The 10,832-nt window shown below is 66.4% G+C and carries 13 protein-coding genes and 1 pseudogene; 4 read left to right on the top strand and 10 right to left on the bottom strand.

Annotated features, from left to right (window positions below; genetic code table 11):
- The 6 genes and pseudogenes from EOD07_RS09175 to exbB form a co-directional block, all read right to left on the bottom strand.
- Nucleotides 1-339, bottom strand: a pseudogene (locus tag EOD07_RS09175) (ABC transporter permease); the annotation flags it as partial.
- 19 nt (nucleotides 340-358) lie between these two features.
- Nucleotides 359-961, bottom strand: a complete 603-nt coding sequence (locus tag EOD07_RS09170; RefSeq protein ID WP_040991549.1) for an ANTAR domain-containing protein — start codon at nucleotides 959-961, stop codon at nucleotides 359-361.
- Nucleotides 958-2,052, bottom strand: coding sequence for a transporter substrate-binding protein (locus EOD07_RS09165; protein WP_127235193.1), 1,095 nt, complete (start codon nucleotides 2,050-2,052; stop codon nucleotides 958-960). Before EOD07_RS09165 ends, EOD07_RS09170 begins: the two co-directional genes overlap by 4 nt.
- Before the next feature lie 151 nt (nucleotides 2,053-2,203).
- Entirely contained in the window at nucleotides 2,204-3,190 is a 987-nt protein-coding gene (locus tag EOD07_RS09160; protein ID WP_127235192.1) for an energy transducer TonB, read from the bottom strand.
- Nucleotides 3,187-3,687: a TonB system transport protein ExbD gene (gene exbD / locus EOD07_RS09155; protein WP_127235191.1), complete on the bottom strand. Its 501-nt coding sequence runs from the start codon at nucleotides 3,685-3,687 to the stop codon at nucleotides 3,187-3,189. Before exbD ends, EOD07_RS09160 begins: the two co-directional genes overlap by 4 nt.
- Before the next feature lie 5 nt (nucleotides 3,688-3,692).
- On the bottom strand, nucleotides 3,693-4,619 hold the full coding sequence (gene exbB / locus EOD07_RS09150) for a tonB-system energizer ExbB (RefSeq protein ID WP_127235190.1): 927 nt from the start codon (nucleotides 4,617-4,619) through the stop codon (nucleotides 3,693-3,695).
- 295 nt (nucleotides 4,620-4,914) lie between these two features.
- Between exbB and EOD07_RS09145 the strand changes: the two genes are divergently transcribed.
- The gene (locus EOD07_RS09145) at nucleotides 4,915-5,589 is read left to right on the top strand and encodes an isochorismatase family cysteine hydrolase (RefSeq protein WP_127235189.1); all 675 of its coding nucleotides are present in this window, start codon (nucleotides 4,915-4,917) and stop codon (nucleotides 5,587-5,589) included.
- On the opposite strand, the gene EOD07_RS39205 is transcribed toward EOD07_RS09145, so the two are convergent.
- A complete protein-coding gene (locus EOD07_RS39205) occupies nucleotides 5,549-5,902 on the bottom strand; it encodes a hypothetical protein (RefSeq protein ID WP_348627744.1) in 354 nt (117 codons plus the stop codon). The two genes, EOD07_RS09145 and EOD07_RS39205, sit on opposite strands and share 41 nt — an antisense overlap.
- A gap of 106 nt (nucleotides 5,903-6,008) precedes the next feature.
- On the opposite strand from EOD07_RS39205, the gene EOD07_RS09135 reads away from it, so the two are divergent.
- Together EOD07_RS09135 and EOD07_RS09130 are read left to right on the top strand one after the other, a co-directional pair.
- The gene (locus EOD07_RS09135) at nucleotides 6,009-6,335 is read left to right on the top strand and encodes an antibiotic biosynthesis monooxygenase (RefSeq protein WP_164772137.1); all 327 of its coding nucleotides are present in this window, start codon (nucleotides 6,009-6,011) and stop codon (nucleotides 6,333-6,335) included.
- The gene (locus EOD07_RS09130; protein ID WP_245469984.1) at nucleotides 6,332-7,246 is read left to right on the top strand and encodes a sigma-70 family RNA polymerase sigma factor; all 915 of its coding nucleotides are present in this window, start codon (nucleotides 6,332-6,334) and stop codon (nucleotides 7,244-7,246) included. The genes EOD07_RS09135 and EOD07_RS09130 overlap by 4 nt, the downstream gene beginning before the upstream one ends.
- Before the next feature lie 120 nt (nucleotides 7,247-7,366).
- Here EOD07_RS09130 and EOD07_RS09120 read toward each other — a convergent pair whose 3' ends face one another.
- Nucleotides 7,367-8,305, bottom strand: coding sequence for an LLM class flavin-dependent oxidoreductase (locus EOD07_RS09120; RefSeq protein WP_127235186.1), 939 nt, complete (start codon nucleotides 8,303-8,305; stop codon nucleotides 7,367-7,369).
- A gap of 156 nt (nucleotides 8,306-8,461) precedes the next feature.
- Complete coding sequence (locus EOD07_RS09115; RefSeq protein ID WP_095816548.1) at nucleotides 8,462-8,617, bottom strand: hypothetical protein; 156 nt, start codon at nucleotides 8,615-8,617, stop codon at nucleotides 8,462-8,464.
- Nucleotides 8,618-8,915: 298 nt separating this feature from the next.
- On the opposite strand from EOD07_RS09115, the gene EOD07_RS09110 reads away from it, so the two are divergent.
- The gene (locus EOD07_RS09110) at nucleotides 8,916-9,683 is read left to right on the top strand and encodes an SDR family oxidoreductase (protein WP_127235185.1); all 768 of its coding nucleotides are present in this window, start codon (nucleotides 8,916-8,918) and stop codon (nucleotides 9,681-9,683) included.
- Nucleotides 9,684-9,896: 213 nt separating this feature from the next.
- Here the strand turns inward: EOD07_RS09110 and EOD07_RS09105 are convergent.
- The coding region (locus tag EOD07_RS09105; RefSeq protein WP_245469981.1) for an ABC transporter permease at nucleotides 9,897-10,832 on the bottom strand (936 nt) is incomplete at its 5' end.

Below are 10,832 nucleotides of genomic sequence, written 5' to 3'. Positions count from 1 at the left end.
GGGAAAATACCCCGCCGTGACGCCGACCAGCGTGCCGATCAGAAGCGCCACGCCATTGGCGACGATGCCGATGATCAGCGATGTGCGGGCGCCGAACAGGATGCGGGTCAAGAGGTCGCGGCCGAGCAGGTCGGTGCCCAGCCAGAACTTGGCGTTCGGCGGCAGGGGCGAGCCTTCGAGCGTCAGGCCGTCGAACATCTGCTCGTTGGGATCGTAGCCGGTCAGCCATGGTGCGAGGATGGCGCCGGCGAGCACGATGGCGACGATGATGAGACCGAGCAACGCCAGCGGCCGCTTGACCAGCCGGCGCCAGACGCCGGCGCGCGGCTTTGCCGGCATGTGGCCGGCCGACGGCAGGTCAGGCGCGATGGGATTGGTCATCGCCGTCCTCTTCTTCCGTCATCGCCACGATGCGCCGCGCCGCTTCCTCGACGCTGATCTGCCAGCTCATCGCCAGCGACCTGAGCTGCGCGTAGGCGCGGTCGTCGTCGCCGCCTTTCGACAGGGCCGCGACCGCGCGCACGATGGTCTGGCGCTCGCCGACCCGCTGGCGCAGCGACGCGATCTCGCCGGCGAGTCGTTTTCGCGCCTCGAAACTCTGCCGGGCGATGAGCAGCGCGCTGTAGACGCCGGCGGTGCCCACCGGTTTCAGCAATTGCGCATCGGCGTTGTGCGACAGCGCCCATTCGATGCGGCCCGGCGCTTCCGAGCCGATCAGCGCCACAAGCGGCATCGGCGCCTCGCCGGGCTTCCACGGGAACTGCTCGTCGAAGCCGAGATCGGCGTCGAAGAAGACGAAATCCGCCGCCAGTGCCTCCGCCGGCAGCTGCGGCCAGCACTCGATCGCTTCGAGGCCGATCGCCGACAATTGCCTGGTGATCGCCTGCACCGTGGTGTGCGGACGATGCAGCACGAAGGCCTTGGCGCCGCCGAGATTGGGGATGCGCGCGGCGCGGCTCACGACACCACCCTGAGCCGTGGTCGGCCGAAGACCTTGGCCGGATCGTAGCGCGACAGATAGGGATCGGGCGCCACCTCTTCCTCGCGGCTCACCACCTCGAAGAAGCCGTCGGCAATGCGCCCGATGAGCACCGGCAAGGTTGCATGCTGAGTGTTCGGATCGATGGCGATCGGCCCCAGCCGCGTCGCGAAGCGGCGTTCGGCGAAAGCTTTCGAGAATTCCGTCGGGCCGGCGTCGGGATTGCCGGAAAGCACGTCCGCCATCACCTGCACCGAGGCATAGGCGGAGGCCTCGAAGGACGAGGCGAAGGCAGCCGGGCGCGGCGCGAAATAGGGCCCGGCCGACAGATGGCCCTTGCCGGTCTCGCCGATCGCCGGCAGTTCGGCCTCGGTGAGATTGCAAGAGACCACCGGGCAGGCGTCAGGCTTGAAGGCGGCATCCTCGCGTCCCAGCTCGCGATAGGCGGCGAGGAAAGCGTAGGACGAGGTGCCGATCAGGTTGTTCAGGATGAAGTTCGGCCGCGTGACGCGGATCTCCTCGATCAGGCGCGAAACATCGGTCTCACCGATGCGCAGATAGCGTTCGCCGAGCACCTTGCCGCCGGCGTCGGCTATCAGGTCGCGGGCGACGCGGTTCATCTCCCAGCCCCAGATGTAGTTGGAGCCGAGCAGGAAGCCGTTGGCGCCGAAGCGCGGCGCGACATGGGCCATCAGCGGCACCAGATGCTGGTTCGGACAGGCATGCATGTAGACGACATGCTCGTTGGCCTCGAAGCCTTCATATGGGCAGGCGTACCAGAGCATGCCGCCCGCCTTTTCCAGCACGGGAATCGTCTCCTTGCGGCTCCAGGAGGTGATGCAGCCGACGACATGGCGGGCGCTGCTGGTGCGGAAAATGTCCTCGCAGAGCGTCGCGTAGCGGTCGGCATTGCTTTGCGGATCGCGCTCGACCGGAACGAGTTCGATCGTCTGCGCGCGATCGGCATTGATGTCGGCGATCGCCCGCATCGCGCCCAGCCGGCAGGCATCGGAGACGAGCTGATAGCTGCCTGACCGGGAATAAAGGACGCCGATCTCGATACGTCGCTTCAAGCGAGGCTCCAAAAATGAAAAAGCCCCGCAGCCAGCGCCGGATGGGCGAGGCATACGAGGCATTCTTGCCGCCCGGCGACCAAGGCCGGTATTTTCGCGGGCTACCCTATTCCGTGCCGTCCATCAGTCAAGCCTGAAAGTTGATGGCCATCTAGTCCCGCAGGCTGAACACGAAGGGCGCGGTGCGGGTGACGCGCGCGCCGAGTTCGGCCGGCGGCGCCGGCACCGAGGCGCCCTGCAAGGCGCCGAGGGCCGCGCGGTCGAGATCGCCGTCGCCCGAGGATCGCGCCAGCCGGGCCGAGACCACCCTGCCGGAGGTATCGACCGTGAAGGTCACGCTCGGCGTGCCCTCGGCCCGCCTGGAGCGCGCCGCGCTCGGATAGCGGGTGTGCCGCCTGATCCACGCCGCCAGGCTGGAATTCCAGCGCGACGGGCTGACGCTCGAGCGCGGCGCCGCGTTCGAGGACTCTGGCGCCGCGGCCTTCGCCGCCGCCTGGGCATCGATGCTGGCGGTGGTCGTCGCCCTGGGCGGGGGCGCCTTTTCCTTCCTGACCCGTTCCTTCGGCTTTTCGACCGGTTTCTTCTCGACCCTCTTCCTGGCTTCGACCGGCTTCTGCGTCTTCGCTTTGGTTTCCACTGGTTTCGGTTCCGGCAGCGGAATGACGACATCGGGCGCGATCGCCTCGACAGGGTCGGGCACGACCTCGTCCAGCGGCTGCTGCTCGCTCAGCGCGGCAACCGCCGCTGGAGGGGCCTGCTCAGCCTCTTGCGTGTCATCGGCATCGGATGGCCGTTCGGTGACGGGCTCCGCCTGTTCCACTGCCGGCGCCGGATCGGTCACCGGTTTTGCCTCGACGGGCTTTTCCGTCTCCTCCGCCGCATCGGGTGGCTCCGGTGTCACCGTGTCCAGCATCGCCGTCTCTTGCGGCGCGGCGGGCGCGACGACCAGCGGCGCCATCTCGACCGCCAGCGCCGGCGGCGGACCGCCATCGGGCATGTCGGCGAAACTCAAATTCTGCACCGCATAGGCGACCGCCACATGCGCGGCCAGGATGATCGCGGCCGCGCTCATCCACAGGCCGGCCTCGCGCGCGCCGAAGCGCGGCTGGGAAACGCGGGAAAGAGCGGCGACCGTCATGGCGCCGCGCTTCCGCCCGGCTCGGGGGAAGGGTTGGCGCCGGCGGCGGGCATTCCAGGCGCGGCCTGCCCGCCGCCGCCGGTGGTTTCGAGGCCGACGAGCGCGACCTTGAGGTAGCCGGCGGCGCGCAAAAGGTTCATCACCTCCATCAGGTCGCCGTAGCCGACTTTTCTGTCGGCGCGCAGGAAGATGCGCGTCTGCCTGTCGCCCTTGGTGCGGTTGTCGAGCACGCCGGCGAAGGCCGGACGCGGCACGCTGTCATTGCCGATCGCCAGCGAGAGGTCGCTTTTCAGCGTCAGGAACAAAGGCGTCTCAGGTCGCGGCGCCGGCGTCGCCGTCGATCCGGGCAGGTCGACATTGACATCGACGGTCGCGAGCGGCGCCGCGACCATGAAGATGATCAGAAGCACCAGAATGACGTCGATGAACGGCGTGACGTTGATGTCGTGGCTTTCCTCGAGATCGTCGCCGGCCGTCTCGCGAATGCGCGCCGCCATGGCCGCTACTCCGCCGCCATCGCCGTCGCCGGCGGCACCGTGCGGAAATCGAGGTCGCGGCTGACCAGCCGCTCGACGCCGGCGGAAGCGTCGGCGAGGATCTGCCTGTAGCCGGCGATCGAGCGCGCGAAGACGTTGTAGATGACGACCGCCGGAATGGCCGCGACCAGGCCCATCGCGGTCGCAAGCAGCGCTTCGGCAATGCCGGGCGCCACCACGGCGAGGTTGGTGGTCTGCGCCTGCGAGATGCCGATGAAGGCATTCATGATGCCCCACACGGTGCCGAACAAGCCGACGAAGGGCGCCGTCGAGCCGATGGTGGCAAGCAGGCCGGTGCCGCGCGACATGCGCCGGGCCGCCGCCGCCTCGATGCGCGAAAGCCGGGAGGCGACGCGCTCCTTCAGTCCGTCGCCGGAGGCATGGTCGAGCGCGCCGGCCGATAGCGCCCGTTCTTCTTCCGCCGCCCGCACCAGAAGCGCGCCCGGACCGCCGCTGTGGCCGAGCTCGCGGCGGGCCTGCATCAGCGTCGCGGCATTGCCGATCGCATGGGCGGCGCGGCGGGCCCTCAGCTTGCCGCCGAAGACTTCCAGCGATTTGGCGAGCCAGATCGTCCAGGTGACGAGGGACGCGAAGGCCAGCCCGACCATCACCGCCTTCACGACGATATCGGCATTCATGAACATGCCCCAGGGCGACAGGTCATGCGGCAGCGTCAGCGAGATGGAAGGCTCCTCGCTCGTGGCGGCGGGCGCTTGCGCCGCTGGCGTTTGCGGGGCTGGGACGGCCGGTACCTGCGCTGCCGGGGCCTGCTCGACCGGGGCCTGCATGGCGGGTGCCGCCGGCTGCTGCGCGGGTTGCTCCTGCGCCTTGGCGATGCCGGCCGAAAGAATGAGGAACGCGGCCAGCGCCGCGAAAAGATCGTTCCGGGACAAGGCTCGTCCTCGCTTCCATCATCGCAATGCGGTGGCCGCCGTGCGTACCATACAGACGCCAAGCGGCCATGCCGGTTGACTATGAAACATGACATTACGAGTCAACTATAAAGATGACTGTGCGTGTCAACAATTCACGATGCGCCGATGCCCGCCTGGGTACGCTGCGGGCCTGGACCGCAGGTCGGTTGCCGGGCACGATGCGCATGGAGCAACCAATTTTTGGTTTGTGCGCCATCGCGGACGGAAAAACCGCTATGCACTTTTCCTGGAATTGCTTGAAAGCAGGCGGCCGATGATCAAGGCGATACCCTTCGACTTTCCCTATGACGGCAGGCTGGAACCGCGGCATACGGCGCTGCTGGCGATCGACCTGCAGGAGGATTTCCTGTCGCCGACCGGTTACTTCGCCAGGAAGGGCTATGATCCATCGCCGCTGCGGGCCATCGTGCCGGCGGTCAACCGGCTGATCGGCGCGGCGCGCGCCGCCGGACTCACCATCATCCACACCAGGCAGAGCTACCGAGCCGACATGGCCGACATGACGCCTTACGAAAAATGGCGCCGCAAGCGGGCCGGCCTCGACGGCACCGATGTCCTGTTGCGCTCCGGCCCGGGCTTCCAGATCTCCGCCGACATCGACGTTGCGCCGCGGGACATCATCATCGACAAGACCTGCAACAGCGCCTTCACCTATACGGACCTGGAGCTCGTTTTGCGCGCGCGGGACATAACGCACCTCCTGTTCACCGGCTGCACGACGGATGTGTGCGTGCACACCACATTGCGCGAGGCCTGCGACCGCAACTTCCAGTGCCTGACGATTTCGGACGCCTGCGCCAGCGGCGACCGATATGCGCATGAAGCCGCGCTACATATGGTGACGGTCGAGGACGGCGTCTTCGGCGCGCTGGCGGACTCGGAGGCCGTCATCGCCGCGTTGCGGCAGCTCGCGGGTGCGGCGCGCTGAAGATATCGGCGTCACCCGGGTCACCGAGCTCCGGCCAGCCGATATCCTTGCGGATGTCGAGCGGCAGCAGATAGAGCGTCCGCGCCGCCCGGTGGTGGGCACGGGTTGCGGCGTATCCGGCCGCGATGCGGCCGATGGATGACAGGATCGACATGTGCTTCTCCCTTGGCTGATGCCGATATTCGCAAACCTCGGCACTCGCCAAGACGAAGGACGGATGCGTTTCGGAACGGTAAGCAGAAATTTTTTCCCGACCGACGTTCGAAATGTCCCGAGGCGGCGCCTCGGCCCGACCAAATTCATTGCCCGCCAAAATTTTCGTCCTGCCGTTCCGTTTCCGGTTCCGGCTTCGTCTTGAGGGTCGTAACAGGTGGGAGAGCCGCGACGGCCTCCGCCATCAGGACAAACGGAGCCAAGCCATGTCGACCACAGTGACCCTGATCAACATCTTCACCGCCAAGCCGGGCAAGCAGCAGGAACTCGCCAAGACGCTTGCCGAGGGCACGCGGAACTTCTTCAGCAAGCAGCCGGGCTCGCTGTCGTCGTCCGTGGTCGTCGGCGGCGACGGCAGCAAGGTCGCCAACATCTCGCAATGGCGTTCGGCGGAGGACATCGCGGCCTTCCGCAGCGATCCGCGCTTCGCCGGTTACATGAAGAGCATTGTCGAGCTCGCCGCCGGCGAGAGCATGATGGGCCGCACGACCTATTCCCATACGGGCGGCGTTGAAAACCAGGAGGACGCGTGACCGGTTCGCAGGATCAGTCCGTTGCGGCGACCGAAACCAGGCTTCGCGCCTTCGAGCGCGAGGCTGCCGGCCTAAGGGCCAAGCTGCACCGCTACGCTTCGCGCATGGTCGGTTCGGTCATCGATGGCGAAGACATCGTGCAGGAAGCCTTGGCCAAAGGCTTTGTGGCGATCAGGAATGGCGACATGCCCGACAGGACCGAACCCTGGCTGTTTCGCATCGCGCACAATGCGGCGCTGGATTTCCTGCGCAAGCGGGCCCGCTCGCGTGGGCGCGAAAGCGAGGTAGAACTCGACACGATCGCCGACGAGAATTCGGTGCTGGACGCGCGCATCGCCGCCGAGGCGAGCCTGGCCGAATTGATGCAATTGCCGCCGGCGCAACGGTGCGCGGTCGTGCTGAAGGACGTGCTTGGAAACAGCCTGGAGGAGATCGGCGAGATCCTCGAAACCTCCGACACGGCAATCAAGGGCGCGCTGCAGCGGGGCCGCGAGAGCCTGCGCAAGCTCACGGCCGCGCCACGCACGGTACCACCCCGCCCGACGCTCGACCGGGACGAAGTCCGCCGCCTCGGCGACTATGTGGCTGCCTTCAACGCCAGGGATTTTGACGTTTTGCGCGGCCTTTTGGCCGAGGACGTCAAGCTGGAGCTGGTCAACCGCTTGCGCGCCGACGGCAAGGCATATGTCGGCAATTATTTCGGCCGCTATGCCGACGAAACGCATTGGCATTTCACGACCGGCCTTGTCGAAGGCCGGCCCGCCATCCTCGTCACCAGTCCGGAGCGTCCGGACGGACCGCCGCGCTACTTCATCCTCATCGATTGGGAAAACGGCCGGATCGCCGGCATCCGCGACTTCCTGTTCGCGGACTACGTGATGGATGGCCTGGATTACTCCGATGTGAAGTGACTTCCGGGCATCGTGCTAAAGCGCGTCGCGATCTTTCAGATTCGCTCCATGCGCTTTAGGTTTTTTGATTTTGCGCATGTCTTTATCCCGAAACCGGTTCCCACTTTCGGGAGACATGCTTTAGCCCGCGCGGTGCTCGGCAAAGGAAGTCGCGGCAAATGCACCCGGTTGCGGGATCTCCACCTCGCGGCGCGCCAGGGAATTGGCGACCAGCGTGATCGTCTCGCGCCCGATGCGGGCGATCTCGCCCGGACGGTCGATGCCTCCGATCATGAACTCCTCGATGCCGAGCGCGGCATAGGGCAAAAGCGCCAGGGCAATCCGCGCCGGCGGCCCGGCGATCTCGACCGCCTTGTGGTCAGGGGTTCCGCTCCAGCCATCCGCGTGGACACGCACCGGCAGCGCGAAGCGCAGCCTGCCGCCACGGCCATGTTCCGCCGCGGCGCCACGCGCACGCTCCATCAACTGCCGCACCTCGTCGGGCGAGCCGGCAGCCAGCTCGAAGACATCGGCATGCTTGCCGGCGACCTTCAGCGCGGTGCCGGACTGGCCGCCGAGCCGGATGACGAGATCGGCGCCATGCGGGCCCTTGCGCGGCACGAAACCGCCACGGACACTGTAGAAGGCGCCTTCATGATCGAAGGGCCTGTCGTTCGACCACAGGCGCTTCAACAGCACCAGATATTCGTCGATGCGCTGCCACACCACGCCGTGGCCGACCGGCCGCGCCTCGGCATCGCTGTCTTCCAGCGGCTCGCTCAGCATGCGCAGCGACAGGCGGCCGCCGCCTCTGCGATCGAGCGCCGCGAGCTGCCTTGCCGCCACCGTCGGCTCGATCACGCCGGCCCAATGCGTCAGCACCACCTCAAGCGAGCCGGTGCGGTCCAGCGTCTGCGCGGCGATGTCCATATTGGTGAGCAGTCCGGCCGGATCGTCCACTACCAGCTTGCGAAAGCCGGCATCCTCGATCAGCGACAATTTGGTCGCGGTTTCGGCGAAATCGTAGAAGAAGCTGCCATTGGCAGGCTTTCCGGGAACATGCGTGAACTCGATCGGCATTGCCATCTCCTCCATCACGTCGGCTTGCCCCGCTCCAAAGCCTTTTTGAACCAAATCCAAGACGCGGACGCGCAAAGACGCCCCGGCGCTCGGCCAGTTTTCCACTCCGGGTACTCAACTCAGATTGTTTGACGGCGGGTCTCGGCCCGCCTTGGGTCAGGGGATCAGCCCCAGGACCACCGCGCCGGTGAACACGAATGCAAGCGCGAAGACGAGATAGGCGAAGGTGCCGCCATAGGCGGGCCTCCAGCTCTGGTCGGCTGTCAGCCTCTGCCCCTTGCGGGCGGTCTGAGCGTTCTGGATATAGGACATATCGGCCTCCGTCGCGGCCATTAATCTATAAAGTTAGTAGACTTTGTCGATTGCTATTTTCGAGCAATTTCTGGAACGAATTTTTTAAAACAGGACAGATCGTGGTTTTTCATACTCGCAACGCAGGCGAGGCAGCCGATGTGGGAACATAGGCAATCTGGCCGAGCGGCCTGAAAATCGAGCGTTTTCGCGGCGTTCACAGGCACAATCTCCAATCGCTCGAACGGTCTTGGCCGCCTCGCGCATGACGGATAGCATCGCTTGGGCCGATATGGGCGGCACTGAAGGAGCAAAAAGAATGGGTGGAAGGTTGGCGGGCAAGGTGGCCATCGTTTCGGGTGGAGCGACGGGCATGGGCGGGGCGGCTTCGGAGCTGTTCGCCGCCGAGGGCGCCAAGGTGGCGATCATCGACCGCAATGGCGAGGCGGCCGGCAAGACCGCGGCGGCGATCCGTGCGCGGGGCCATGTCGCGGAGCATTTCGTGGCCGACGTTTCGGACGAGGCGCAGGTCGAAGCGGCGGTGAAGGCGGCGGCGGATAAGCTTGGTGCGGTCACGGTGCTGTTCAACCATGCCGGCACGATCGTCATCAAACCATTCCTGGAGACGAGCCTGCAGGAATGGGACTGGCTGCATGCCGTCAACGTCCGCTCGATGTTCCTGATGACCCGCGCCGTGCTGCCCGGCATGATCGCCGCCGGCGGCGGCTCGATCGTCTGCACCTCGTCGATCTCGGCCGTGGCGGCGACGCCGAACGAAGTGCTCTATGACACCACCAAGGGCGCCTGCCACATGTTCGCGCGCGCCATTGCGGTGGAATTCCGCGACCGAAACATCCGCTGCAACGCCGTCTGCCCCGGCTTCATCCGCACGCCGCACGGCCTGCGCGAGGTCGCCGATCTCGGCAAGCTCGGCGTCGATGTTTCCGACGCCGCCATGGCCGCGCAGCAGGGCCGCATCGGCGAGCCGGAGGAAGTGGCGAAGGCGGCGCTGTTCCTGGCCAGCGACGAATCGAGCTTCGTCAACGGCGCGCATCTGTTCGTGGATAATGCTTTTACCGCGATCTGAGGCCGGCTCCAGTTCCTCGCCCCACGAAAGTGGGGAGAGGTGGCTCGGCGAAGCCGAGACGGAGAGGGGACGCCCTGCGTGAAGCCAGAACCGGCTGAGAATTTGGCGCAAACGCGGCGCCGAAAGAGCAACCATTCGACCGTCGGCGCAGCCCCCTCTCCGTCCGCTTCGCGGCCACCTCTCCCCCGCTTTGCGGGGGCGAGGAACTCTGGACTACCGCTCCTCCCTCCGGAACGGCTTCAGCAGCGCCGAGGGCGCCACCGCGTTGCGCGACATGAAGGCCATGGCGACGATGGTGAAGATGAAGGGCAGCATCAGGAAGGCTTCGTAGGGGATGTGGCCGAGGCCGCTCGCCTGCATCCGGAGCTGCAGCGCGTCGACGAAGGCGAAGAGCAGCGCAGCGCCGGCCGAGCGCCAGGGATCCCAGCGGCCGAACACGACCAGCGCGATCGCCACCCAGCCGCGGCCGGAGACGACGCCGAAGGTGAAGGCGTTGAACTGCGCCATGGTGAGGAAGGCGCCGGCGAGCCCCATCAGCGCGCCGCCGAGGATCACCGCCTGGAAGCGCGTGGCGATGACGCTGACGCCGGCGGAATCGGCCGCGCGCGGGTTCTCGCCGACCATGCGAACCGAGAGCCCCCAGGGCGTGCGATAGAGCACGAAGGCGGCGAGCGGCACCGCGACGATGGCGAGATAGACCAGCGTGAACTGGTTGAACACCGCAGGCCCGAGCACCGGTATGTCGGCGAGCAGCGGGATCGGCACCGGCTTGAAGCCGTCGATGCTCGGCGGCACCGATTGCTGGCCGAAGATCAGCCGGTAAAGGAAATATGCAAGGCCGGATGAGAACAAAGTCACCCCGATGCCGCAGACATGCTGGCTGAGCCCCAGCGCCACGGTGAACAGCGCATGCAGCGCGCCCATCAGCGCGCCGACAAGCACGGCCACCAGCACGCCGAGCCACAGGCTGCCGCTCAGGCTGGCGGCGGTGAAGCCGGCCATCGCCGACAGCAGCATGATGCCTTCGATGCCGAGATTGAGCACGCCGGCGCGCTCGGAAAACATTTCGCCCAGCGTCGCGAAGGCCAAGGGCGTGGCAATGCGGATGATGGCGGCGAGGAAGCCGACCTGGAAGATCTGCTCGAACAC

This window comes from Mesorhizobium sp. M2C.T.Ca.TU.002.02.1.1 (genome assembly GCF_003997225.1).
Note: the sequence above shows the minus strand (reverse complement) of the source record. Positions and strands in the feature narration are given on the sequence as shown.

What these genes read in the sequence shown, in the direction of transcription:
- EOD07_RS09160 (WP_127235192.1), bottom strand. Translation starts at nt 3,190, where the DNA reads ATGACGGTCGCCGCTCTTTCCCGCGTTTCCCAGCCGCGCTTCGGCGCG.
- exbD (WP_127235191.1), bottom strand. Translation starts at nt 3,687, where the DNA reads ATGGCGGCGCGCATTCGCGAGACGGCCGGCGACGATCTCGAGGAAAGC.
- EOD07_RS09145 (WP_127235189.1), top strand. Translation starts at nt 4,915, where the DNA reads ATGATCAAGGCGATACCCTTCGACTTTCCCTATGACGGCAGGCTGGAA.
- EOD07_RS09135 (WP_164772137.1), top strand. Translation starts at nt 6,009, where the DNA reads ATGTCGACCACAGTGACCCTGATCAACATCTTCACCGCCAAGCCGGGC.
- EOD07_RS09120 (WP_127235186.1), bottom strand. Translation starts at nt 8,305, where the DNA reads ATGCCGATCGAGTTCACGCATGTTCCCGGAAAGCCTGCCAATGGCAGC.
- EOD07_RS09115 (WP_095816548.1), bottom strand. Translation starts at nt 8,617, where the DNA reads ATGTCCTATATCCAGAACGCTCAGACCGCCCGCAAGGGGCAGAGGCTG.
- EOD07_RS09110 (WP_127235185.1), top strand. Translation starts at nt 8,916, where the DNA reads ATGGGTGGAAGGTTGGCGGGCAAGGTGGCCATCGTTTCGGGTGGAGCG.